Source organism: Flavobacterium sp. (assembly GCF_043722275.1).
Taxonomy (GTDB): domain Bacteria; phylum Bacteroidota; class Bacteroidia; order Flavobacteriales; family Flavobacteriaceae; genus Flavobacterium.
Map to the genome: position 1 here is coordinate 1 of NZ_JAYSPC010000063.1, position 24097 is coordinate 24097.

24 protein-coding genes are annotated in these 24097 nt (G+C 33.1%); 19 read left to right on the forward strand and 5 right to left on the reverse strand.

Going from position 1 to position 24097, the window contains the following annotated elements; translation table 11 throughout:
• Window positions 1-1030 precede the first annotated feature (1030 nt).
• The 12 genes from ACHZDT_RS08415 to ACHZDT_RS08470 all read left to right on the forward strand — a co-directional run bounded on the left by ACHZDT_RS08415 (window position 1031) and on the right by ACHZDT_RS08470 (window position 13232).
• The gene (locus ACHZDT_RS08415; RefSeq protein WP_394774176.1) at window positions 1031-1675 is read left to right on the forward strand and encodes a hypothetical protein; all 645 of its coding nucleotides are present in this window, start codon (window positions 1031-1033) and stop codon (window positions 1673-1675) included.
• A 121-nt stretch (window positions 1676-1796) separates the two neighbouring features.
• Complete coding sequence (locus ACHZDT_RS08420; RefSeq protein ID WP_394774177.1) at window positions 1797-2249, forward strand: carboxymuconolactone decarboxylase family protein; 453 nt, start codon at window positions 1797-1799, stop codon at window positions 2247-2249.
• 793 nt (window positions 2250-3042) lie between these two features.
• Window positions 3043-3381, forward strand: a complete 339-nt coding sequence (locus ACHZDT_RS08425; RefSeq protein WP_394774178.1) for a YciI family protein — start codon at window positions 3043-3045, stop codon at window positions 3379-3381.
• A gap of 261 nt (window positions 3382-3642) precedes the next feature.
• Entirely contained in the window at window positions 3643-4905 is a 1263-nt protein-coding gene (locus tag ACHZDT_RS08430) for an RNA polymerase sigma factor (protein ID WP_394774179.1), read from the forward strand.
• A gap of 153 nt (window positions 4906-5058) precedes the next feature.
• Window positions 5059-6735, forward strand: coding sequence for a circadian clock protein KaiC (gene kaiC, locus ACHZDT_RS08435; RefSeq protein WP_394774180.1), 1677 nt, complete (start codon window positions 5059-5061; stop codon window positions 6733-6735).
• Between the two features lies 1 nt (window position 6736).
• Window positions 6737-7033 carry a circadian clock KaiB family protein gene (locus tag ACHZDT_RS08440; RefSeq protein ID WP_394774181.1) on the forward strand — a complete coding sequence of 99 codons (297 nt, stop codon included), beginning with the start codon at window positions 6737-6739 and terminating at the stop codon, window positions 7031-7033.
• A 4-nt stretch (window positions 7034-7037) separates the two neighbouring features.
• Entirely contained in the window at window positions 7038-7337 is a 300-nt protein-coding gene (locus ACHZDT_RS08445) for a circadian clock KaiB family protein (protein ID WP_394774182.1), read from the forward strand.
• A 1-nt stretch (window position 7338) separates the two neighbouring features.
• Window positions 7339-8595, forward strand: a complete 1257-nt coding sequence (locus ACHZDT_RS08450) for an ATP-binding protein (protein WP_394774183.1) — start codon at window positions 7339-7341, stop codon at window positions 8593-8595.
• A gap of 1 nt (window position 8596) precedes the next feature.
• Entirely contained in the window at window positions 8597-8998 is a 402-nt protein-coding gene (locus ACHZDT_RS08455) for a response regulator (protein WP_394774184.1), read from the forward strand.
• Window positions 8999-9614: 616 nt separating this feature from the next.
• Complete coding sequence (locus tag ACHZDT_RS08460; protein ID WP_394774185.1) at window positions 9615-9902, forward strand: hypothetical protein; 288 nt, start codon at window positions 9615-9617, stop codon at window positions 9900-9902.
• A gap of 3 nt (window positions 9903-9905) precedes the next feature.
• Window positions 9906-11705, forward strand: coding sequence for a T9SS type A sorting domain-containing protein (locus ACHZDT_RS08465; RefSeq protein WP_394774186.1), 1800 nt, complete (start codon window positions 9906-9908; stop codon window positions 11703-11705).
• Between the two features lie 39 nt (window positions 11706-11744).
• Window positions 11745-13232 (forward strand): hypothetical protein, encoded by a 1488-nt coding sequence (locus ACHZDT_RS08470; RefSeq protein ID WP_394774187.1) that lies wholly within the window; start codon window positions 11745-11747, stop codon window positions 13230-13232.
• Window positions 13233-13333: 101 nt separating this feature from the next.
• Here the strand turns inward: ACHZDT_RS08470 and ACHZDT_RS08475 are convergent, their stop codons facing one another.
• A complete protein-coding gene (locus tag ACHZDT_RS08475; RefSeq protein WP_394774188.1) occupies window positions 13334-14347 on the reverse strand; it encodes a zinc-binding alcohol dehydrogenase family protein in 1014 nt (337 codons plus the stop codon).
• 185 nt (window positions 14348-14532) lie between these two features.
• Complete coding sequence (locus tag ACHZDT_RS08480) at window positions 14533-15411, reverse strand: NAD(P)H-binding protein (protein WP_394774189.1); 879 nt, start codon at window positions 15409-15411, stop codon at window positions 14533-14535.
• A gap of 82 nt (window positions 15412-15493) precedes the next feature.
• Between ACHZDT_RS08480 and ACHZDT_RS08485 the strand changes: the two genes are divergently transcribed.
• The 4 genes from ACHZDT_RS08485 to ACHZDT_RS08500 all read left to right on the forward strand — a co-directional run bounded on the left by ACHZDT_RS08485 (window position 15494) and on the right by ACHZDT_RS08500 (window position 17363).
• On the forward strand, window positions 15494-15862 hold the full coding sequence (locus ACHZDT_RS08485; RefSeq protein ID WP_394774190.1) for a winged helix-turn-helix transcriptional regulator: 369 nt from the start codon (window positions 15494-15496) through the stop codon (window positions 15860-15862).
• Window positions 15863-15959: 97 nt separating this feature from the next.
• Window positions 15960-16391 carry a DoxX family membrane protein gene (locus ACHZDT_RS08490; protein ID WP_394774191.1) on the forward strand — a complete coding sequence of 144 codons (432 nt, stop codon included), beginning with the start codon at window positions 15960-15962 and terminating at the stop codon, window positions 16389-16391.
• A gap of 331 nt (window positions 16392-16722) precedes the next feature.
• Entirely contained in the window at window positions 16723-17196 is a 474-nt protein-coding gene (locus tag ACHZDT_RS08495; protein WP_394774192.1) for a DUF6934 family protein, read from the forward strand.
• Window positions 17197-17198: 2 nt separating this feature from the next.
• Entirely contained in the window at window positions 17199-17363 is a 165-nt protein-coding gene (locus ACHZDT_RS08500; protein ID WP_394774193.1) for a hypothetical protein, read from the forward strand.
• A gap of 20 nt (window positions 17364-17383) precedes the next feature.
• Here ACHZDT_RS08500 and ACHZDT_RS08505 read toward each other — a convergent pair whose 3' ends face one another.
• Window positions 17384-17965 carry a Crp/Fnr family transcriptional regulator gene (locus ACHZDT_RS08505; RefSeq protein WP_394774194.1) on the reverse strand — a complete coding sequence of 194 codons (582 nt, stop codon included), beginning with the start codon at window positions 17963-17965 and terminating at the stop codon, window positions 17384-17386.
• A gap of 56 nt (window positions 17966-18021) precedes the next feature.
• Complete coding sequence (locus ACHZDT_RS08510) at window positions 18022-18477, reverse strand: peroxiredoxin (RefSeq protein WP_394774195.1); 456 nt, start codon at window positions 18475-18477, stop codon at window positions 18022-18024.
• 241 nt (window positions 18478-18718) lie between these two features.
• On the opposite strand from ACHZDT_RS08510, the gene ACHZDT_RS08515 reads away from it, so the two are divergent.
• The 3 genes from ACHZDT_RS08515 (at window position 18719) to ACHZDT_RS08525 (ending at window position 21108) form a co-directional block, all read left to right on the forward strand.
• On the forward strand, window positions 18719-19555 hold the full coding sequence (locus ACHZDT_RS08515) for a sulfite exporter TauE/SafE family protein (RefSeq protein WP_394774196.1): 837 nt from the start codon (window positions 18719-18721) through the stop codon (window positions 19553-19555).
• A 4-nt stretch (window positions 19556-19559) separates the two neighbouring features.
• Window positions 19560-19949: a DUF1634 domain-containing protein gene (locus ACHZDT_RS08520; RefSeq protein ID WP_394774197.1), complete on the forward strand. Its 390-nt coding sequence runs from the start codon at window positions 19560-19562 to the stop codon at window positions 19947-19949.
• A gap of 136 nt (window positions 19950-20085) precedes the next feature.
• The gene (locus tag ACHZDT_RS08525; RefSeq protein WP_394774198.1) at window positions 20086-21108 is read left to right on the forward strand and encodes an LLM class flavin-dependent oxidoreductase; all 1023 of its coding nucleotides are present in this window, start codon (window positions 20086-20088) and stop codon (window positions 21106-21108) included.
• Between the two features lie 139 nt (window positions 21109-21247).
• On the opposite strand, the gene ACHZDT_RS08530 is transcribed toward ACHZDT_RS08525, so the two are convergent.
• The gene (locus tag ACHZDT_RS08530; protein WP_394774199.1) at window positions 21248-23626 is read right to left on the reverse strand and encodes a TonB-dependent siderophore receptor; all 2379 of its coding nucleotides are present in this window, start codon (window positions 23624-23626) and stop codon (window positions 21248-21250) included.
• Window positions 23627-24097 lie beyond the last annotated feature (471 nt).

Genomic DNA, 24097 nt, shown 5'->3' on the forward strand with positions numbered 1-24097 from the left:
GTCATCATATTCAGGAAATTGTCAAACATTCCAGTCAAAAAATAGAGATTTTATTGAATGTTGCAATTCCGGATTCTGAACCTATTATTTTAAGTAAAAAGGAAATTAATAATTTTAAGAATTGGTTGGATTCTTAAAACAGTTTGTGCTTAGTTTTTTTTAAACACATAGATACATAGATTTTACAGCTGAAAAAGTCATTTCATTTGTAATAAAACTCATAGCCTTTTGTTTTTTTAGAAACGTTTTCTTTTTATATATCGCTCCGCTGGAGCTTTGAATGAGATCCCGAAAATATTTACTATAAATATAACGCTCCTCCGGAGCTTTCTTTTTCTTTTTTAATTAATGATAAAAAGTCCCAGAGGACAATGTCATTAAGTTAAGTAAAAATCAATAATATTATGCAAAGTCTCTCGAAAATCGAAGATTTGTCATTTCGACGAAGGAGAAATCACACGCGGGATTCGACAAAGATTGGCGATTTTGATTGTAGAATTTCTATTGTGATTTCTCCTGCGTCGAAATGACAATATTGTGTTTAAACTTTGCGTCTTAGCGCCTTTGCGAGATTATTTTATTTTCTAAAAGCTTCTACAAAATGCTAAGTCCAAGGGTGGTGGAATATATTTAAAACTATCAATCGAATGTTTATTTTTTCTCGCATTCTTTAACGATTGCACTATGCGGTAATATTTGCAAGTGAAACGTCTTTTAAGCGATCTTAAAAGCTATGTCTCTATGTGTTTATTTTTTTCTCGCAGATTTGGCAGATTGAGCAGATATTAAAAAACTTTTTAATCTGTGGCTATTCTTTTCTCAAGTAGTTCGCGATTGCTATCTCTATTGTTTAAATCAAGTCCATAGTTTAAAAATAAAATCTGCTCAATCTGCAAAATCTGCGTGAAAAAATATTTATCATAGATTTAACTTGACAATCAATACAGAATCTATGTGTTTAATTTTCTTCAATCCTAATCAAAATTTACAGATATTTGCAGCAACCACTTCTCTCCTATTTTCAAAACAAATGAAAAAAATAATCCTAATTGCTGTTATCGTTTTAGCTATTTTATATTTCCTTAAACAAAAGGTTTACAATCCTTATATGTGGAAAAAAGCCATTAATAGTGAAGAACACCAACTTAAAGTAGGAAGTTTTATTTTTAGTAAAGAAACCGGTATTAACGGAAGTCAGAGTTACCAGAAATATTATTTTATATTTAAAGTAATCGAAATTGACGGCGATTATGTCCGACTTTCGGTGATCAGGCAATTGTCACAAAAAGATAATTTGAAGGAATCTGATTTTTCTATGACTTCAGATCAATATCAAAACTTAAAACAGAATATAAAAAGTCTGACTATCACGCCCATTTTATCTTCAGATTTATACAAAGGCGATGGAGAACCATTCATTTTAAATGATTATTTACTAAATAAATATCCGGTTTTAAAACAATCCAGATATTATTACGAAGACATTCCCACAGAATCAAAAAACAAAGGTTTGCCAGAAAACCCAGCTGATTTAGAAATGTATTTCAGCCTTGTTTATTCTAAAAAAGAAATCCTCAAAAACGGAAACCTTATTCCTTGGACAATGACGAATAGTTTTAATGGTAAACCATCATTATCTCAATATTCAAAAAATATAGATTTAATTATAAATTAATAATCCCTTTAAAATCAAGGGTTTTTAATTTATTTCATGACTTTTTATATTTTTTTTCAAAAATTTGTCCAATATCAAAAGTTCAGTTGTCATTAGGGTATAACATTTAAAATTATACATTATGGAAACTAGAATTAATGCATTCGAAAAAGGTCAAAAAGCGTTAAGCACATTATTTGCAATTACAGGTTATATCAAAAAATCAGGACTTGAAAAATCATTAGTTGATTTAGTCGATTTTAGAGTATCACAAATTAATAGTTGTGCGTATTGTTTAGACATGCACTCAAAAGAAGCTTTGGCAACTGGCGAAACTCCGCAACGATTGTTTGGTTTAAACGCCTGGAGAGAAACTCCTTATTACACATCCAGAGAAAGAGCAGCACTTGCCTGGGCCGAAGCTGTAACGGCTTGTGAAGTTCATGATGAAGTTTATGCCATTGCAAAAACCGAATTTTCTGATGAGGAATTAATCGATCTTACGCTTGTTATTACCACAATAAACACTTGGAATCGTTTTAATCTTGCTTTTCCTAACACGCCCGGAACTTACAGAGTGGGACAATTTGGATAAATAAATCAGACCGTTTTTTATCTGATGTAAAACACTAAATTTATATCTCAGATAAAAAACAGCTTCTTATAAATTATTAGACATAGACACAGATTAAAGGTTTAAAAAAATTTTATTTCACGCAGATTTGGCAGATTGAGCAGATTTAATTCGGATAATCTTTCTTGAATTTGCTTAAATCTTTTAAAATCTGCGTGAAAGTATTTGAAGACGTAGAATATAAACTATGTTGCTATGTATTGAAAATAAAACTTTTTTTTTATTTCACGCAGATTTGACAGATTTGAGCAGATTTAATTTGGATAATCATTTTTTAAATTTGCTTGGATCTTTTTGAAAATATTTGAACATATAGGATATAAATTATATTTCTATATGTTAAAAAAAATATTTCACGCAGATTTGGCAGATTGAGCAGATTTAATTTGGATAATCTTTTTTGAATTTGCTTAAAACTTTTAAAATCTGCGTGAAAAAAATCTGAAGACGTAGAATATAAACTATGTTGCTATGTATTGAAAATAAAAGTTTTTTTTATTTCACGCAGATTTGAGCAGATTTAATTCGGACAATCATTTTTTAAATTTGCTTAAATCTTTTTAAAATCTGCGTGAAAAAAATCTGAAGACGTAGAATTAAACTATGTTGTATGTGTTGAAAATAAAAGTTTTTATTTCACGCAGATTTGGCAGATTGAGCAGATTTAATTTGGATAATCTTTTATGAATCTGCTTAGATCTTTTTAAAATCTGCGTGAAAAATATTTGAAATCAAACCTATAAAAAATAAAACAATGAACGAATTCATATTAATATTCAGAAGAGATTTTTTGACCAAAGAAAATCAGCCTTCACCAGAAGAATTACAACAACATTTAGCGCAATGGCAAAACTGGTTTGGAGGTTTAGCCGCGCGGGATAAGCTCGCAAGACCTTTGCAACGCTGGGATGGCGAAGGAAAAATTGTAAGCAAAGCAAAAGGCATCACAAACGGACCTTTTGTAGAAATCAAAGAATCTATTGGCGGATTAATAATCATTAAGGCCAAAGATTATGACGAAGCCGCCGAAATCGCGCAAGGTTGTCCGGTTTTAAATTTAGGCGGAAATGTAGAGATCCGTCAGGCGATGTAGATGATTGTTAATGGTTGATTGTTGATTTGTATTGAGAATAATGCCCACGGGTTTTTACGGGTTGAACGGGTTGACGCTGGTTTTTTATTTTTCTTTGATCATTGTCAAAGTTTGTCTGCGTATTTTTGTCATCTCGAGGCACGAGGGATGACAAGATTGAACAAAAAATAAAACCCGCGTAAACCAGCTAAACCCGTTAAAATCCGTGGGCAATTTATTAGAATTTAGAATTTTAATATTGGAATTTTAACCTTTACTTTTATGAATCAGGAACTTATCCCCAACTTATTTCGGACGGAATATCAGAAAATCGTTTCGGTGTTATGTAATTTATTTGGTATTCATCATATCGAAATTGCGGAGGATATTGTGAGTGATACTTTTTTGGCGGCTTCAGAAACCTGGGCGATAAACGGAATTCCTGAAAATCCAACGGCTTGGTTGTACACCGTTGCCAAAAATAAAACCAAGAATTACTTTAAGCGAATTGATATTTTTGAAAAGAAAATTGTAACAGAAATCAAATACAATTCTGCTATTAATAATCCTGAAATCGAAATTGATTTATCTGATCAGAATATTGCTGATAGCCAATTGGCGATGATTTTTACGGTTTGTAATCCCTGTAATCCTGATGAAGCCCAGATTGCATTGGCTTTAAATTTATTATGCGGATTTGGGATCAACGAAATTGCCGATGCTTTTTTATCTAATAAGGAAGTGATTTATAAAAGGATCAATCGCGCAAAAGACAAACTCAAGGAAGAGAATATTAAGATTCAGAATCCAAATTCGGTTGAAATAAACGATAGGATTGATACGGTTCTTAAAACTATTTACCTTTTATTTTCCGAAGGCTACTACTCTACTTCGCAAAATTCTACTTTACGAAAAGATCTTTGTGCCGAAGCGATGCGTTTAACTTTTCTGTTAATTCAGAATCAATCCACAAATTTACCGGCAACAAATGCATTAATGGCGTTAATGTGTTTTCATTCTTCGAGATTTGAAGCCAGAACTGCCGAAAATGGTGAAATTATTTTATATGAAAATCAGGATGAATCTCTTTGGAATCAGGAATTAATTGATAAAGGCACTTATTTTTTAAGTCAGTCTTCGAGCGGAAACACGCTTTCAAAATACCATCTTGAAGCCGGAATCGCTTATTGGCATACTCAAAAAAAAGATTCGGATCAAAAATGGCAGAATATTCTCGAATTATATAACAATCTGATCATTTTAGAATATTCGCCAATCGTTGCTTTGAACAGAACTTATGCTTTATCAAAAGTAAAAGGCAAACAAGTAGCAATTGTTGAAGCTGAAAAATTAAATTTGACTGACAATCATTTCTACTATTCTTTACTTGGCAATTTATATGCTGGTTTTGATGACAAAAAGGCCTTACAATACTTTGAGACTGCATTTGGCTTAGCCAAAACAATTTCTGATAAAAATATTATCAGTAAAAACATAAAACTACTTAATATATCGGAAATTGAAAAAGGAAACAAACTTTCATGATTATGTCATTATTTTACATTATTCCCATCTTTAGCGTCAAAGCATTTTTGATAAGGTTTGATTATTGCTAAACAGCTGTTAAATCTTTAATAAATTATAATTGTTAATATTCTAGGAAACCGTATATTTGAGTTAAATAGAATATTAAATATCGTGCAAGAACAAACAAAATCACATAGTTTTATATTTCCCAAAACTCCTACAGGAGTTGACGGCCTTGATGAGATTACTGATGGAGGATTCCCTAAAGGACGACCAACTTTAATCTGCGGTGGTGCCGGCTGCGGAAAAACATTGTTATCGATGCAATTCCTTATTAAAGGTATTACAGAATATAACGAACCCGGAGTTTTCATGTCTTTTGAAGAACCTTCGGATGATCTTACTTTAAATGTAAAGTCCCTTGGTTTCGACCTTGAAAAGCTTAAAGCTGATAAAAAACTCGTCGTAGATCACGTGCGTGTTGAAAGATCTGAAATTGAAGAAGCCGGCGAATACGACCTTGATGGCTTATTTATCAGGTTAGGCTATGCCATTGATTCAATAAAAGCAAAACGTGTTGTACTGGATACAATTGAATCTTTATTTGCAGGTTTAGATAACCAGGCGATTTTGAGAGCCGAATTGCGAAGATTATTTCATTGGCTTAAAGCCAAAGGCGTAACGGCAATTATTACCGGAGAACGCGGTGAAGCAACTTTAACGCGTCAGGGATTAGAAGAATATGTTTCTGATTGTGTGATTGTGCTGGATCATCGTGTGATCGAACAGGTTTCTACAAGAAGACTTCGAATTGTAAAATACAGAGGTTCAACGCATGGTACAAACGAATATCCGTTTCTTATTGATGAAGACGGAATTTCGGTTCTGCCTATTACTTCATTAAAACTAAATAATGAGGTTTCATCTGATATTGTTCCTACGGGATTATCAGGATTAAATGAAATGTTTGAGGGCGGTGGATTTTATCGCGGAAGCAATATATTGGTTTCGGGAACTGCCGGAACTGCAAAAACAACTTTGGCTTGTTACTTTGCGAATCAACAATGCGAGAACAACGAAAAAACAATTTATTTTGCTTTTGAGGAATCGCCGCAACAATTGGTTCGGAACATGAAATCAATAGGTGTTGATCTTCAAAAACATATTGACAGTGGTAATTTGCAAATTCATTCGTCCCGACCGTCTTTAAATGGTCTTGAACTGCATTTGCTTACGCTTAGAAAATTTATCAGGGAATTTAAACCTACCACTATTATAATAGATCCTATTAGTAATTTAATTACGGTAGGAAGCGAACATGAAGTACGTTCAATGCTTGTAAGGCTTATTGATATGCTGAAAGCGAATAATATTACGGCACTTTTTACTTCGTTAAACAAACAAACGGATAATTTCAGGCCTGATCTTGCAGAAGAATCTGTATCATCATTAGTTGATACGTGGGTTACGGTTCGTGATATGGAAGGAATTGGCGAAAGAAACCGCGGAATTTTTATTGTGAAATCAAGAGGAATGGGACATTCTAACCAGGTTAGGGAATTTGTTATTACAAACGAAGGAATCAAATTACTTGATGTAGAATTAGGACCGCAAGGAATTCTTACGGGCGCTGCCAGACAAACGCATCAATTCACGAAAACAATATCTGATATTAAACTTCAGAACGAGATCAATAGAAAAGACAGGGAAATTGAGCGTAAACGCCGGGTTCTTGAAGCTAATATTGAAGCGCTTAAAAATGAATTTGAATCGGCTGAAGAAGAATTAAGCATCCTGAAAGCAACAGAAGAATTACAGGAAAAACTTGCTTCTAAAAAAAAGAAATAAAATGAAAAAGGAAGTTGTAGCAGAGTGGCAATTAAGACTTTATATAGCGGGTCAAACCCCTAAATCTATTACTGCGCTTGAAAATATAAAGAAATATGCCGAGGAATATTTAAAAGGTAAATACAGCATTGAAATTGTTGATTTACTTAAAAATCCACAATTGGCAGAAGGCGATCAGATTTTTGCTGTACCGACATTGGTAAGGAAATTTCCTGAGCCTATTCGTAAAATTATTGGCGATCTTTCAAACGAAGAAAGAGTACTTGTTGGGCTTAATATTAAACCCTTAAACTCTTAAAAAAATGGATATTTTATCTGATGAAGCAAGTACAACCAAACACAAGTTTATGCTTTTCGTTTCAGGTATGTCTGTAAAATCAGGACATGCAATCGAAAATCTACGCAGGATATGCGATAAATATCTTGAAAATAATTATGAACTAGAAATTATTGATATCAGTCGGGACAGCGAACAGGCCGTAATTCATCAAATTGTAGCAATTCCTACATTGATAAAAATGCATCCTGCGCCAAGGAGAATCATTTTAGGTGATTTGTCTGACAAAGAAAAGGTATTAAGAATACTAAATATAAGAGAATAATTTGCAGGAAAATAAAACAAATATCGAATCCTTATTAGCCGAAATAGAAGCATTAAAGGAAAAACTTTATGAATCAAATAGTATTGTAGATGCTATAAAGGACGGAGATGTTGATGCATTAGTAGTAAACACAAACGGAACTCCTCAGCTTTATTCACTTGAAACCGCGGATTATACGTTTAGATTGCTAATCGAGAAATTTGGACAAGGCGCTTTGAGTATTTCAAGAAACGGGCTCATATTATATTGCAATGATTATTTTTCAAAGCTTATAGGTTTGCCATGCGAAAAATTAATTGGCAACTATATATATGAGTACTTTGATAATCAGGACAATTTTGCTTCTATTATAGAAGCTTTAAAATATGGTGTTACCACGCATGAAATTATATTTAAAACAATAAATGACAAAAAAACTTTTCCCGCCAATATATCTTTGACAGATCTTGAACCTGCTGTTCAGGGAATTGGAGTCATTATTACAGATTTAACAGAGAAGAAAAAACACGAAAACGTGCTGTTAAACAATCAAAAAGAACTTGAAGAAAAAATCAACGAGTTAAATAAAACAAATGCTAATCTGGAGGAATTTATTCATGTAATATCACATGATTTAAAAGAACCTCTTAGAAAAATTGTAATGTATAATGGCAGAATCGATGCCAGTTATCTTACTGAAGCTGATACTAAATCGATGAATGTCATGAAAGTATCGGCGTTGCGATTGAATTCTCTTGTGGATGATTTAGTGAGTTATTCATCGCATACAGCGCAGGAAGAACGTACGGAACTTAATTTATCTGAAGTAATTTCTGAAGTAACTGATGACTTGGAAATTTTAATTAACGATAAAAAAGCTCAGATTAAAATTGGAAATTTACCAGTATTGCGAGCTTCAAAAGTACAAATGCGACAACTTTTTGCTAATCTTATAACTAATGCTATAAAATATTGTAAAACAGATCATCCGCCAGTAATTGAAATTGCACAGATCGATAATTTTGAATCTGAAACCCAAAATCAGGATAATCAGTTTATCAAAATTCAGATAAAAGATAATGGAATTGGAATGGAAAAAACACATCTCCTTAAAATTTTTACTATCTTTCAGCGTTTACATGCTAAGAATGAGTACTCCGGAAACGGAATTGGTCTCGCTATTTGCAAAAAAATCATGGAAAACCATTCGGGAAATATTACCGTAGAAAGTAATCTGAACGAAGGAACTACCTTTAATTTATATTTCCCAATTCTATAAAATGTCAAAATTAAATAACTTACATATAATTATTGCCGAAGATGATTCTGATGATGCAGACATTATTTCTCAATCGTTTACTAAAAATCCTGATTTTGCAAAAGTAAGTCTTGTTGCAAATGGCGAGGAACTTTTAAACTTTTTAAAAGACAGTACAAACGAAGTTCCTGACGTTATTTTAACGGATATAAATATGCCAATAATCGATGGTATTGAAGCTTTACAGGAAATTTTAAATAATAATCAATTAAAAAATATTCCTTGTTTTGTTTATTCTACCAGTATAAATCCGGCCTATAAAGCAAAATGCGATGTACTTGGCGTGAAAGCGTATCTTATAAAACCATATTCTATTGAGGATTTTGATAAAATTCCTACCAGTATTCTTTCTTTTATTGGGTAATAATATAATAATCATAAATTTTTTGAATCCAATTATAAAAAGCTGGGGTTTGTGGTTTTGAATCGTTAATTAATACAAACCTTATATTAAAATATTGTAGTTGCCCGAAAACTACATTGAAATAATACAATCTTATATATTATAAAAAAGAGCTGATTTTAAAATTAGCTCTTTTTTTTGTTTTTACTGGTTATTATCTTCAAAAAACTCTTATTTACTCTCTTTTCAACAATAAGCATGTTTTCAAAATTCACTATGCCAACATAGGAAATAACCTAAAATATTCTTTTTAAAATTAAAAAATATATCATTTTTTTCATTATCTTAGTATAAATATCCTACTTGTACTACAAAGATTAATTGTTAAAAAAATGAGAATTATTTAATTTTAACAGTATTTGAAAGATGTTTTTTATGAGAATATTTTATGATTTAACACATTGTCTTATTATTTTTTCGTAGCCAAAAAATTACATATTATTTTCATTTTGCACAAAAAACGATTTCAGTTTAAATGTTTTTATTTTTTATAAAATTATTCTTACCGATTGTTTTTCGTATAAATGTTAAATAATTTATTTCATGAATTTTATTTACCCAAATCTAAAATTATCCTATGAAGATCAGAAAGTTAAAGTTATTATTAGCCTTATTTGTTTGCTTAGCTTATAAAAGTTATGGCGCTCCTGCACCTCCGCTTCCGCAGCCAGAAGCAATTCCTCCTCCGGTAGGTGATCCGGCTCCCATAGACAGCGAAATTTGGATCTTAATGTTAAGTGGAATCTTGCTGGGTGGTTTTTTTCTTACAAAGAAAACAAGTCCAAAAGCTGCAATCTATACTTTACCGGAACAAAAATCAATCAATAGCAAACATATCAAGCTATTAAACTCTAAAAAAATATAAGTTATGAAAAAAATTACATTACTTATTTTAATATTTGCTACCACAAAATGTATCTCGCAAATTTATTTTGGAGCCACAGCAAATATGTATGTCAAAAATGAAGTATTATTTGTAACACAAGACATAAATTTAGCGGCTACATCAAATTTATATTTAAGAAATAATGCGCAATTACTTCAAGGTACAACATCAACTTCTACAAATACCGGAGCTGGCGTAATATCTGTTTATCAAGAAGGTACGTCAGACAATTTTGATTATAATTACTGGTGTTCTCCTGTTGGGAATGCGTCTGCGACTATTGGAAACGAGAATTTTGGAATTACAATGTTAGGCAAACCTACAACTTCAACTGCTTCAACAGCGGCAACAATTTTGCCCGCCACTAATTCTAACGGAACTTCTAATCCATTGGCTATAGCTGCAAAATGGATTTACAAATTAACAAATGCTAATAATTATTCGCAATGGGTATTTGTTGGCGGAACTTCAGCATTAGCAGCCGGCGAAGGTTTTTCTATGAAAGGCACAAGCGGTACGGACGCTACAGATCCTGAAGGAACGGGTGTTACAAATAATCCCGGAGGTGCTCAGCGATATGATTTTATAGGAAAACCAAATGATGGCAATATCACTATTACTCTGGGCGCAAACAATGCGACTTTAACGGGAAATCCATATCCATCTGCTTTACATTTAAATGCTTTTTTATTAGATGGTTCTAATTTAGCAACAAATGGTATCGCGTACTTTTGGGAACAGGACAAAACGGTAAATTCTCACACACTTATTGCTTACAAAGGAGGTTATGGATCATATGCTCCTGTAGATTTAGTTTCTTCCGGTGTATATATACCTGCAACTTTTAATTCTTATAAAGCAGATGGTTCATTAAACTCAACAGGACCTTCTTCGGGTCTTGCAATCGACAGGAGATATTCTCCTATTGGTCAAGGCTTTGTAATTAATGCAAATGCTAACGGAACTGCCACATTCAAAAATAGCCACAGGGTATTTGTGAAAGAAGGAACTAGTGCCTCGCAATTTGAAAAACATGTTTCTACCGAAAAAACTGCTAAAAAAGACGAAGTAACCGGGGAAGTCATTGAGGAAGTTTCGCATTTTAAATTAAATACGATCATCAACAATGAATTTACAAGACAAATAGCATTAGCATTTGTTCCTCAGGCAACGGATGGAATTGATGTAGGTATTGATGCATTAAATATGGATGATGCATTGCCAAATGATGTGACTTTCTGGTTACAAGATGCGAGTTATGTAATTCAGGGAATCAATTTTGATGAAACCAAGAAAATTGCACTTAACGCAAAAGTGACGACCGCTACAACTTTTAAATTTTATATTCCAGAAGTAATAAACTTTGACAACTCGCAAAATATTTACTTGTACGACGCTCTTGATAACTCTTATCATGACATTAAAAATGGTACTTATCAGGTTGATGTAGCACCGGGAATATATAATGACCGATTTAAAATTACGTTTAAAAGTGAAACTTCACTTGGTACGGGAAGTGAAACGTTTAAAAAATTCTTTATCACGCAGGATAATACTAATAGTAAATTAATCGCTTCAAACCCGAATAACTTATCACTAAAATCATTTAAGTTATATGATGTTTTAGGCAAAACGGTATTATCTAAAAAAGATTTGGGAACAGATGAAAATTATACCTTCTCAACCAGCGGATTAAGCAACGGAATTTACATTACAGAGTTTTTAACAATTGATAATGAAAGATTCACTGAAAAAATTGTCATTTCAAATGCAGGTAAATAAAAAACACATATAAAAAAATAATCATTTAATATTAAAATTATGATCAACAAACCTACTCTACAAAATCATAAGACATTCTTGTTGTTGTTTTTCTTTCTTTTGACTTTAGCAGGAAACGCACAAATAGGTATTGGAACAACAACACCCAATGCAACTTCAATTTTAGACATTACTTCTACCACAAAAGGAATGCTTACGCCAAGAATGACAACCGTTCAGCGAAACGCAATAGCAACTCCCGCAGATGGTTTAACGGTATATGATACTGATTTAAAAGTATTTTATTATTACTCAACCGGAACGTCGGCATGGGTTCCAATAATTAGCGGAGTACCCGGAAGAATCAATTTTAAACGTATAAAATCTACAGATAATCTAGCGACTGTATTGGCCACTGAACTTGCGAATGGCGGAGGAACAAAATATTTACTAACGGCTAATACATTATATGAAATCAATGGTTCGGTAGTATTTAATTTACCTATTGATTTAAATAATGCTTACGTACAAGGATTAGACGCAAATGAAGATGTTATCTCAAAAGCTAACGGTAATCTTTTTGAAGGTGCAAATGGAGGAAGCATCAGAGGTGTAACTCTAGTAGTCCCAAACGGACTTGTATTTAACCTTACCGGAGCAGCAACCCAAAATTTAATTTTCAGGGACAGTATTGTTGCCGGGTCTAATACTGTAGGTACAATTTCAGGTTTTGGATTGGTATTTTTAAGTATCGTTAACTATTCAGGAAATGCAAATGGGGTAACATACAATAATATTACACAATTATTGCTTAGTAATACGGCGTGGTTTGGTAATAATCAAGGAGTTTATGAAAAACTGACAGGAACTTTTACTCTTGTGGAAAAACAAGGTGGTTTTAGCCAGGTTGAAGGGACTGCCGTAGGTTTTGATGTGTCTGCAAACCCAACGATAAATGGTGATGCTGTATTAGAATCAGTAGTATTTACAGGAGCTACTACTGCAGGATATGTAAAACCATACACTGGTACAGGAACATTTACAGGTTACAATTTTACTAATAGCTGGACCGTAAGAGCTGCCGGAATACCTACTGAAGGAGATGCAAATGCAGTGGGTGATTTTGCTATAGATTATCCAGTTGGTTCTGGAGCTGCTACTTCATTCACCACCACTAATCCTAGTAATACTGTAAAAGTACTTGGAACTTCAACATCGGCAAATTTATTTAGATTTTCAACTGATGGAGGAATCAGTAACAGACTAAAGTATTTAGGTAAAAAGAAAAGAATTTTTCAAATAGTCGGCTCTATTTCTTTTCAGGTGCCGGCTGCAGGAACGTATATTATTTATGTCGCTAAAAACACAGCTGTTATATCCCAATACAAAATTTATGGTAGAGGTCAGGTAAATGGTGATATTATTGTTCTTCCGTTAAATGCCTCGACTGAATTAGTAAATGGTGACATTGTCGAAGTGTATGCGCAACGTTACACTGGAGGAACCGCAGATATTATTGTTCCTAATATGACATTAACTATTAGATAATTTAAACATCAAAATCTTAAGAAAATAACCATAATCTAACTTTATTGCAAATAGGCTGTCATTTTATGACAGCCTATTTTATTTCATTACTATTCTATATTTTAAAATTTAATAGCAATTTTTCCAATAGTTTTACCTGATTCCAGTAATTCATGCGCCTTTCTGAAATTTTCTACGTTTAAACCAATAAGCGTTTCATTCAACGTTGTTTTTAATATCCCTTCATCTAATAAATCAGCAATTTTATTCAGGATATTATGTTGTTCCTGCATATCATCAGTTTCAAACATTGAACGCGTGTACATTAATTCCCATGAAAATGATACGCTTTTATTCTTCAATTTGTTTAATGCAACAGGATCACTACTTCCCGTAATTGAAGCAATATGTCCTTGTGGTTTAATTAGTTCCACCATTGTATCCCAATATAAATTTGTATCAACAAAGTCCACAATAAAATCCACATTTTTAAATCCCGCTTCATGAACAGAAGTGATTAAATCCTTGTGATCTACAACAAAATCAGCACCTTGTTGTTTACACCAATCAATCGTTTCATGACGCGATGCTGTTGCAATAACGGTTAAACCTGCAATTTTTTTAGCAAGCTGAATCGCGATTGAACCAACTCCGCCAGCACCGCCAATGATTAAAATCGATTTGCCCTTGTCTTTTTCAGGATTGATTCTGATACGGTCAAATAATATTTCCCAAGCCGTTAAACCCGTCAAAGGTATTGCTGCGGCTTCTTCATCACTAATTGATATTGGTTTTCTGCCCACAATTCGCTCGTCGATAATTTGATATTCGGCGTTGCTTCCTTGTTTGATAATATCTCCGGCATAATAAACGGCATCGCCCACCTCAAACAAACTCACATCAGATCCTACAGCTTCTACAATTCCAACAGCGTCCCAACCAATAATTTTTGGCGTTTCTAAAACTGTATCTTTTGCACTATTCTGACGTATTTTATAATCAACCGGATTAACCGAAACGGCACTTATTTTTACAAGCAAATCACGCGAACCGGCAACTGGTTTTGGAGTTTCAAATGATATAAAACTCTCTTTTTCAGTTATTGGCAATGATGTTTTAAATCCTATAGCTTTCATATTCATTATTTTTAAGTTGTAATTCTATCACAAAGATAATCTCAGATTCAATTTTAGAAATGGTATAACTTGATTGTATATCTGTATAAATTTATCAATTTGATTTTCTTTTTTCATAAAATTGAAACCAAAAAAAAGCCGATTATATATAGTATACAATCGGTTTTTTATAATAAATAATTTACTTAAAACTTCGCAGCGAATTCTTTAGCAAAATCTTCTAATTTGATTTTTCCGTCAACAGTAGTTTTACTTCTTAGAAAATGTTCCTGAATTTTTCCACTTCTTAAACCTGAACCCATTTCGGCATATAATTGGGCAATTTCAAGTGGCAAACCAGCTTCTTTCATTCCGCCAAGAGCTTGTTCATCAGTAAATTCGATCCACGGTAATTCTGGTTTATCAATCGCCAGACCTAAAACCTTTGCAACCTCACCTGATGTACGAACATCGCTTATAATATAACGAATGTCTTTTTCTGAAGGCTTTTTTTGCAATTCCTCAGCCACAGCATCTGCAATATCTACAGGATGTACAAACGGAATTGTCGTTGCAGCAGAATAATTAGATCCAATGATTCCTGCGCCTTTTATCATTGGCACATCATTATATAAATTAGTAAAGAAAAATCCCGCACGTAAAAAAGTTAATGAAACGTTTTCTAAACTCTCATATATTTTTTCGATGTTGTAAAGTCCCGCAATTGGACCATTTCCTCCGGATAAATCCGCTCCAATACTGCTTAGCATTACAACGCGCTTTACTCCTGCTGCATTAATTGCAGCTGCAAATGCTTTTCCGGCATTTATAGTATTGGCAATAACATTTGATCCGCCAATATTTGGTGGCGTCATTGCAAAAACGGCATCAGCATTTGTAAATGCATTTTTCAAAAAAGCAGCATCACCAACTAAACCTACGGCTGCTTTTGCGCCCAAAGCTTCAATAGCTTCTACTCTGTCATTATTACTTGTAATCACCGTTACATCATGTCCTGAAGCAATAAGTTTTGTAGTTAAAGGTTTTCCAATGTTTCCTAATGAACCTGAAATTGTAATTTTCATATCTAAATTATTTTTTTATTATCTCAAACAAAGGTATATTTGTACTTACTTTTAAACAAGTACTTACCCTAAAGTATGCACCATGACAGCAATTAAAGAATCATCGACAATTCAGGAAAATAAGCAATATGCCTTAGAAAAATGTCCTGTAACTTATGTAATGGAAAAAATTGGCGGATATTGGAAACCCATTATTATCTACCATCTTTCCGGCGGAAGTAAACGCTACAGCGAATTAAAAAGAGCGATTCCGGCAGTAACCGAAAAAATGCTGATTCAGCATTTAAAGCAGCTTGAAGCAGATAATCTTGTTATCAGAGAAGCAAAACCAGTTGTTCCGCCCTTTGTAACTTACAGACTTAGTAATGCCGGAAATGGTTTAATGCCCGTTATTGAAGCAATGGCATTATGGGCTTTTAAAGATAAAGAAGATGGTTTTAATGCTTCGTAAAAGAAATTCATAAACCAAAATCTGGGCTGTTGGATTTATAAAAATTGGTATACCAAGTTGTCAAACATCTCTATATATTTACGTAAAAATTATAAAGATGAAAAACATATCAATACCACATGCAGGTTTAATTTTAAGAGTTGTATTTGGAATCACAATGTTATCCGCCGTTGCGGATCGCTTCGGGTTTTGGGGCGCGCCTGGTGCTCCGGGAGTTGCGTGGGGAAATTGGGAAAACTTCATCGCCTATACTCAAACCTTAAACTCATTTGCCAGTAAATCTGTAGCCGGAATATTAGGTGCATTAGCAACATTTTTCGAGATTTTATTTGGTTTTTCACTAATTCTGGGCTTCAAAACCAGATATGCCGCTTTAGGAACCTCAGCATTAATGTTACTTTTTGCAATTAGTATGGCGATTTCGGCTTCAATAAAAGCACCATTTGATTATTCGGTTTTAACAAGTGCCGCAGCCGCTTTATTACTTTCTGCCATTGGCAAAACTTCATTTGCACTTGACAATAAATAGTTTTCAATTTTAATGATTTGTAGCTATTCCTGCTCCCGAAGCGGGACGCTTGTATCTTTTCGTTGCTAAAAAGCCAAAAAAAGGATACCGCTATCATGGCTAGGTCTTTAATTTTTATAAGAAATTCTATTTTCCAAACGACTGCGAATCATTTTAAGATATTAATAATGAGTATTTATAAATAACAATCAGAAATCTTGTAAAGTATAAAATTGGTAAAGATGTAAATTTGAAATAATTAATTATTAGAAGAGTTTTTTTTTATTATATATAATCTTACAAATATATTTATTTAATAATATAAAATCCTATTACGGCTAATTTTAAATTAATGAATTATCCAAAATATGATTTAAAAGCTAATTCTGATTTTACTATTTTTGAATTTATTAGTTCCGGTTTACAAGGAGATATTTCTAAAGTAATAAAATATACCGTGACTAATAATCCTGATCTTGTGAATTTAGGTTTTGGGGATAAAATAAATATTAGTACTATTGATGGCACATTTGATATTGATGATATAAATATTACTGACAATGGGGATAGAAATATAATTCTGGCAACTGTTGCAAATGCAACTTACACTTTTACAAAACTAAATCCTGACAAATTTGTGTTCTTTTCAGGAAGTTGCAATATTAGAACCAGACTTTACAGAATGGCTATTACAAATAATTATAAAGAATTAGCTGAAACTTTTATTATCTTTGGTATAATACAAAATCCAGATACAGCAAAATATTACAATATACCTTTTAAAAGCAGTACAAATTTTGTCGGTTTTTTAATTAAAAGAAAATAATCATGAAAAATCCAGATAAAAAAATATCGATACATAAAGATACTCCAAAGATAAAATCTACTATTTTAATAGATAAAAAATTAGACAAAATCAAAAACGTAAATTTTGTTTCAAATAAAATAGAAGAAGTCAATAAAATATTGAAAGATTTTGAGCTATCATTTTAAAATAGTTCTAATTACCAAACTTACCCTAACCTCTTCCTAATTCTGCTTAACGATTGACTTGTAATACCTAGGTAAGACGCAATATGAAATAAGGCAATTCGGTTAAGAATTTCGGGTTGTTCTTTTTGTAATTTTGTATAACGCTGTTCAACATTATTAAAAAGTAGTTCTTCCATTCTGGATTGGGCGTAGATAAAAAACAATTCGGCTAAAAGCCTTCCGGTATTTGCCCATCCGTTATTGACGCTATACAAATTCTGAAGATCTTTGTATTTGATAGCGTATAATTCTGCATCTTCCATAGCTTCAACATAATAAGCGCAAGGATATTGGTAAACAAAACTGGCAAAGGACACGATAAATTTCCCTTCAGAAAAGAAAAACATATTTCTGTCTTCCATTGCTTTTTCATCATAATAATAGATTCTGAAAATCCCTTTTCGGATAAAACCAAGATCAGAACACACAAAATTCTGCATATTAAAAAATTCTCCTTTTTTAATCGTTCTTGTATACCAATATTGATTTCCTTTGTCAAAATCTACTTCTGAAAGATTCGAAAAATGGTTTAAAAAATCAAATAATTCCTTTTTATCATTCATATAATACATCTAAGCCCAGCTCTAATGAACCGGGCTTAAAAATATGAAATAATATATTACTTTGTTTTTAAAAACTCCAATACTTCTTTAGCATGAGCGGCACCTTTAAAGAAATCTCGAAATTTATAGATTACGATTCCTTTATCGTTTAAAACGAAAGTTTCTCTACCGGTTAAAAACAAGGCTTTTTTAACTCCAAATTGCTTAATTACCTTGTTTCCCGGATCACTTAATAATTTAAATGGCAATCGGTTTTTGTCGGCAAAAGTTTTATGGCTTTCTATACCCGCGCCATTAATTCCCAAAACCTGAATGCCGGCATCTGTAAAATCGTGATAACTGTCACGAAAAGCACAAGCTTCTTTAGTACAAACGCCACTTTCATCTTTTGGATAAAAATAAATTACCGTTGTGATTCCAAGCGTATCAGTTGCGCTGTTAAAATTATTTCCGTTTTGATCCTGTAGAGTAAAATAAGGTACTTTATCTCCAACTTTTAATTCATTTATCATTTTTAATATGTTTAAATTTTATAGTGCAAATGTGATCCTAAATAATAGTTGCAAAATTAACTTAAGGTAATTTCTATTTAAAAAGTTCCATTTATAAAACAGAAAACATTCTATCTGTTTGGTTTTAAAACCTTATTAAAAACAGAATTATACGCTTTACATTTTTAAGGTTTATTTAAGCTCGTAAATCCTCTAAGAATAAATATGTATTCGTAAATTAGCATCAACAAAATTTATCCGAATGACAGTACTTACATTTACCCTGATTATGATTCTTGGTGCTTTTTTAGCAGGTTTTATTGGTTCATTATCAGGTTTGGGTGGCGGAATTATCATAATTCCCCTTTTAACAGTCATTCTTGGCGTTGATATTCATTATGCAATTGGCGCGGCATTGGTTTCTGTAATTGCAACTTCTTCAGGTTCAGCCGCGGCTTATGTCAGGGAAGGAATTACAAATATGCGATTGGGAATTTTTCTCGAAATTGCAACGACAATTGGAGCTGTTTGTGGCGCTTTACTTTCTACTATCGCTCCTACTTCATTTATTGCCGTCTTGTTCGGACTTACTTTAATTTTCTCGGCTATCAATTCACTTCGTAAAAAAGAAGAACATATTGTTTTAGAATCTAGTCCTTTAGCTAAAAAACTGCGCCTTGAAGGAACTTATCCTACGCATGATGGCGAAGTTATCAGCTACGGAACTAAAAATGTGGTTGGCGGTTTCGGAATGATGGGAATCGCAGGAATGATGTCCGGTTTGTTAGGGATTGGTTCCGGTGCTTTTAAAGTTATTGCAATGGATAATATTATGAGAATTCCGTTTAAGGTTTCTACCACAACAAGTAATTTTATGATGGGCGTTACAGCAATGGCAAGTTCTGTGATTTATATTCAAAAAGGATATATTGAGCCCGGAATTTGTATGCCGGTTGTAATTGGTGTTTTATTTGGCGCAATGGCGGGAGCAAAAGTGCTGGTAAAAACAAATCCTAAAAAACTAAGAATCTTTTTTGCGTGCCTGATTTTTGTGCTTGCAGTAAACATGATATACAACGGACTTAATGGAAAAATCTAAGGTTATGCAAAAAGAAAAATTTGGAGAAAAAGATTTTCAAACCATCATAGGAAATTTATTGCGCTACGGTGTCTGGATTTCATTGTCAGTGGCTTTTATTGGCGGAATTGTCTATTTAATGGCACATAGCACAGATATTGAAAACTACTCAGTATTTCATGAAAATGACCGCAATATATTTGAGGTTATTGCCGCAATTTATAATGGCGCGATCCAGGGAAATGGGGAATCTTTGATATTTGTTGGAATTATTTTATTATTTCTAACGCCGGTATTACGTGTTTTACTATCGTTATTTTCTTTTTTATTAGAGAAAGATTATTTGTACGTAGTAATTACATTGATCGTTATTATCATTATTCTGATCAGTGTTTCCCTTGGATTCTCACATTGAAAGATGCTTTAAGCTATAAGCTTTGGGCACTAGGCTTTCAAGCTTGCGCATAAAAACCTCTAAAGCTAAATAACAACAATTGCTAAACGCGAAAAAGCTTAAAGCTTATCGCCTAAAGCTAAAAAAGTATAAAAAAATGGAAATAGGAATTGATAGTTTTGCTTCGGCAATGTACGGGGACAATAATACTTTGAGTAGTGTTGATGCGATGGAACAATTACTGCAAAGAATTGAACTGGCGGATCAGGCTGGTCTTGACGTTTTTGGAATTGGAGAACATCATAAAAAAGAGTTTTTAGATTCGGCTACAGCCGTAATATTAAGCGCTGCCGCTGCCCGTACAAAACGTATCAGGTTAGCAAGTGCGGTTTCGGTTTTAAGTGCCGTTGATCCTGTAAGATTGTATCAAAGTTTTGCAACGCTTGATTTAATTTCGAAAGGAAGAGCCGAAATCGTCGCCGGACGCGGATCTGCAATTGAAGCATATCCACTTTTCGGATATAATCTAAATGATTATGATGCCCTTTTTAAAGAGAAATTAGAATTATTACTTCAAATCAGGGATAATGAATTTGTAACGTGGTCGGGGAAATTTCGTCCTGCTTTGAATAATCTTCCTGTTTATCCCAGAGCAATACAGGAAAAAATGCCTATTTGGCTGGGCGTTGGCGGAACTCCGGAATCTTTTGTGAGAGCCGGATCAATGGGATTGCCTTTAATGGTCGCAGTTATTGGCGGACAAACACATCGTTTTAAACCTTTGGTTGATTTGTATCGTGAAGCCGGAAAAGCCACAGGTTATAAACCCGAAGAACTAAAAGTAGGTTTGCATTCACCTGGTTTTGTGGGAAGTACTACCGAAAAAGCCATATCAGAATATTATCCGGGTTATGCAGAACTTTGGACTAAATTAGGAAAAGAACGCGGATGGCCGCCTGTAACTAAAGAAAAATTTGACATGCTTATTGATGATGAAGGCGTTTTAGTTGTTGGCGATCCTGAACGTATTGCTGAGAAAATTTTACGCCACAGCGAATCTCTTGGTGGAATTTCAAGGTTTACTTTCCAAATGGATAATGCAGGTTTAACGCACACTCAATTAATGAATGCCATTGAACTTATTGGTTCTAAAGTTATTCCGTTGATTCATAAAGGATAGTTTTTTTAATTATGAATTGTTAATTATAAATTATTAATCAGTGCTAACAAATTCACAATTTATAATTTATAATTAAACAAAAAAGCATCCGCCATATCGACGGATGCTTTTTTTATGCAAAATTCATTAAGAAATATTCTTAAAATTTATATGTTACACCAACTCTAAAGTTAATTGGCTGTTCTGTTTGCCAGTAATACGCATTAAGATAGGAGTAGTAAGAACCACTGTAAAGATATTTATTTAAAATATTAAATACGTTCGCTGTGATTTTGAACTTTTTAGCATCATATGATAAACCTCCATCCAATTTGAAATAACTTGGTAATTTTTCAAGTCCTACGCTCCATGTATCAGTTTGGCGTCCGTCAAGGAAAGTTCCTCCAATTGATGCACCTAATCCTTTTAATTTCCCGCCTTGAATCGTATAATTTAACCAGGCATTAGCGGTATGTTTTGCATATCCGGGAACAATAGAACCTTCCTTAATAGTTGAAACATTAGACTCAAGTACAATAGATTCTGTAAAGGCGTAATTAGCAATTAAATTAAGACCATCAAAGATTTTTCCTCTTAAATCAAATTCAACACCCTGCGCTCTTTTTTCTCCAAGAACAACACTATATTGTTGACCTGGAGTATTCATTGGGTCAGAAGTAAGTTCATTTTTCTTTAAGATATTATAGGCAGATAAACTTGTACTCCAAGAACCATCAAACCAGTCTTTTTTGATACCTAATTCAATATTATTTCCAGTAAGAGGTTTTACTTCGCCATCTAAAACAATACCTGATTGTGGTGTAAAAGCCTGATCATACAATCCGTAAATCGCAGTACTTTCATTTACAGAATAACTTAATCCTACACGAGGTGTAATGTGACTGTCTTCCTGTGTTTCACCAAAACTTGACTGACTAATCCAGGTATATCTTGCTGCAAGAGTTAATCTTAATTTATTTTCAAAAAAACCAAGTTCATCCTGAATATAAGCAGCAGCATATTCAGAATTCATAAGTCCGCCTGCTCTAGTGCTAAGAGGGGTTTCATGATCAAATGCCGGAAAACCGTTAGATGGTGTGCCATAATTAGGATTGTAAACATTAAATGGATTTTCGGCAGTATCAAGATCATGAGATTGTCCCCAATCTGCCATATAATCTTTGCTTCCTAAATCTACTCCACCTAATACTTTGTGGCTGACTGCTCCCGTATTAAATTTTCCGTTTACGAATATTTGACCTAAATACATATTACTTTCCGCATCCCAAATACCAACATTTCTGATAATATTACCTTTTCCAAGAGTATCATCATCTGAACCAACAGCACTTGGCCAGGAACTATATCCTTGTTGAAGATATTTAAAATAAGAAGTTTGTGCCGTCAATTTCCAGTTATCATCAAATTTATGTTCAAACATAAGATATCCGCTATGATCCTGAATATTAGTGTCCGGCAATCCTGGTTGTGTCATTGTAAATCCAACTGGCAAAGTTGCATATCCTTCAGATTTAGGACCAAATACATAATAAGAACCAACCTCAGTCATGTTTGCATACTGAAAATTATATTCGGCTGTAATTTTTGTTTTATCATCAACCTGATACGAAATTACCGGAGCAATTACATAACGGTCATTGTGTTCAAATGCTCTGTGAGAACCTTTGTTTTGTGCCGCTGCATTAAAACGATATAACAATTTTCCTTTTTTATCCAGTTTTCCGTCAAGATCAATACTTGCTCTGTAAAAATCATAACTTCCCGCCATTACAGTAGCTTCGCCTTTAGTAATTCCAGTTGGTTTTTTAGTAACCACGTTGTAAAGTCCGCTTGGATCACCGCTTGAAAGCATAAATCCTGCCGGTCCTTTTACAAATTCGATATGATCTACAAAGCTCATATCCTCTGTTAGCGGTCCCCAAAAAGAAGAAACCACATTAAAACCATTACGAAAAGCCTGGATTTGAGAGCCACGCATGGTAATATTAGTATACATATCACCCCAGTGTTCTATACGGACAGCACCACTCACGTTTCTGATAACTCCATCACTCATACTCGTAATTTGTTGATCTTTTAAAGTCTGACCACTAATAATTTGAATGTTTTGAGGAATTTCAAGCACCGGAGTCTGAAGACGCAATGACAAAGAAGGTTTATCTTGCTTGTACTTATTTTTTGTAATCACTACTTCGTCAAGATCTTCCTGACTTTCAGAAAGCATGAAGTTTTTAATTGTAGTTTGTTTTGCATTCACAATAATTTGATCTTCGATTGGGTGAATTCCAACAGCATGAATACTAATTGTATAGCTTGCAGGTTTTACATTTTTAATTTCATACTGTCCTTTTTCATTTGTAACAGCAGTATATTTTGTTCCTCTAAGAACTACAGAAACATTCTCTGCGGGTGCGTTTCCGCTTAGCGAAATTTTTCCTGTTACTTTTCCCAGTTCCTGACTCATCATGGGTAATGAGCTTAGAAACACAAGAAATAATAAAACTTTTTTTATTGTCATGTTATTCATTTTAATTGGTTTTGATTGCGGTGGCAAAAGTAATAGCTAAAAATCTGTTTTCCAAATTATTTTTAATCATTCTAAATAAAAATAAATTATGAAGTGTGATTTTTTTCCACAGATTAAAAGGATCAAAGGATTAAAACTTGTTTTAAGAAATCTTTGTGTATTTTAGATAAGTGAAACGCCTTTTTTTTGGAGTATAAAATCTATGTCTCTATGTGTTAGAAATTAATCTGCATTGCAATGAATAAATCTTTTTAATCTTTCAAATCTGTGGCAAAAAATTTCTTTTATATCGCCACAGATTAAATGATTCAAAGCATTAAAAAACTTGTTTCAGAAATCTTTGTGCATTTTAGATAAGTGAAACGCCTTTTTTTTAGAGTATAAAATCTATGTCTCTATGTGTTAAAAATTAATCTGCATTGCAATGAATAAATCTTTTTAATCTTTCAAATCTGTGGCAAA

Coding starts and splice junctions, on each gene's coding strand:
- ACHZDT_RS08490 (WP_394774191.1), top strand. CDS start 15,960: ATGAAAAACATATCAATACCACATGCAGGTTTAATTTTAAGAGTTGTA.
- ACHZDT_RS08470 (WP_394774187.1), top strand. CDS start 11,745: ATGATCAACAAACCTACTCTACAAAATCATAAGACATTCTTGTTGTTG.
- ACHZDT_RS08520 (WP_394774197.1), top strand. CDS start 19,560: ATGCAAAAAGAAAAATTTGGAGAAAAAGATTTTCAAACCATCATAGGA.
- ACHZDT_RS08425 (WP_394774178.1), top strand. CDS start 3,043: ATGAACGAATTCATATTAATATTCAGAAGAGATTTTTTGACCAAAGAA.
- ACHZDT_RS08455 (WP_394774184.1), top strand. CDS start 8,597: ATGTCAAAATTAAATAACTTACATATAATTATTGCCGAAGATGATTCT.
- ACHZDT_RS08500 (WP_394774193.1), top strand. CDS start 17,199: ATGAAAAATCCAGATAAAAAAATATCGATACATAAAGATACTCCAAAG.
- ACHZDT_RS08525 (WP_394774198.1), top strand. CDS start 20,086: ATGGAAATAGGAATTGATAGTTTTGCTTCGGCAATGTACGGGGACAAT.
- ACHZDT_RS08440 (WP_394774181.1), top strand. CDS start 6,737: ATGAAAAAGGAAGTTGTAGCAGAGTGGCAATTAAGACTTTATATAGCG.
- ACHZDT_RS08475 (WP_394774188.1), bottom strand. CDS start 14,347: ATGAAAGCTATAGGATTTAAAACATCATTGCCAATAACTGAAAAAGAG.
- ACHZDT_RS08480 (WP_394774189.1), bottom strand. CDS start 15,411: ATGAAAATTACAATTTCAGGTTCATTAGGAAACATTGGAAAACCTTTA.
- ACHZDT_RS08445 (WP_394774182.1), top strand. CDS start 7,038: ATGGATATTTTATCTGATGAAGCAAGTACAACCAAACACAAGTTTATG.
- ACHZDT_RS08510 (WP_394774195.1), bottom strand. CDS start 18,477: ATGATAAATGAATTAAAAGTTGGAGATAAAGTACCTTATTTTACTCTA.
- ACHZDT_RS08495 (WP_394774192.1), top strand. CDS start 16,723: ATGAATTATCCAAAATATGATTTAAAAGCTAATTCTGATTTTACTATT.
- ACHZDT_RS08515 (WP_394774196.1), top strand. CDS start 18,719: ATGACAGTACTTACATTTACCCTGATTATGATTCTTGGTGCTTTTTTA.
- ACHZDT_RS08505 (WP_394774194.1), bottom strand. CDS start 17,965: ATGAATGATAAAAAGGAATTATTTGATTTTTTAAACCATTTTTCGAAT.
- ACHZDT_RS08465 (WP_394774186.1), top strand. CDS start 9,906: ATGAAAAAAATTACATTACTTATTTTAATATTTGCTACCACAAAATGT.
- ACHZDT_RS08460 (WP_394774185.1), top strand. CDS start 9,615: ATGAAGATCAGAAAGTTAAAGTTATTATTAGCCTTATTTGTTTGCTTA.
- ACHZDT_RS08420 (WP_394774177.1), top strand. CDS start 1,797: ATGGAAACTAGAATTAATGCATTCGAAAAAGGTCAAAAAGCGTTAAGC.
- ACHZDT_RS08415 (WP_394774176.1), top strand. CDS start 1,031: ATGAAAAAAATAATCCTAATTGCTGTTATCGTTTTAGCTATTTTATAT.
- ACHZDT_RS08485 (WP_394774190.1), top strand. CDS start 15,494: ATGACAGCAATTAAAGAATCATCGACAATTCAGGAAAATAAGCAATAT.
- ACHZDT_RS08530 (WP_394774199.1), bottom strand. CDS start 23,626: ATGACAATAAAAAAAGTTTTATTATTTCTTGTGTTTCTAAGCTCATTA.
- ACHZDT_RS08430 (WP_394774179.1), top strand. CDS start 3,643: ATGAATCAGGAACTTATCCCCAACTTATTTCGGACGGAATATCAGAAA.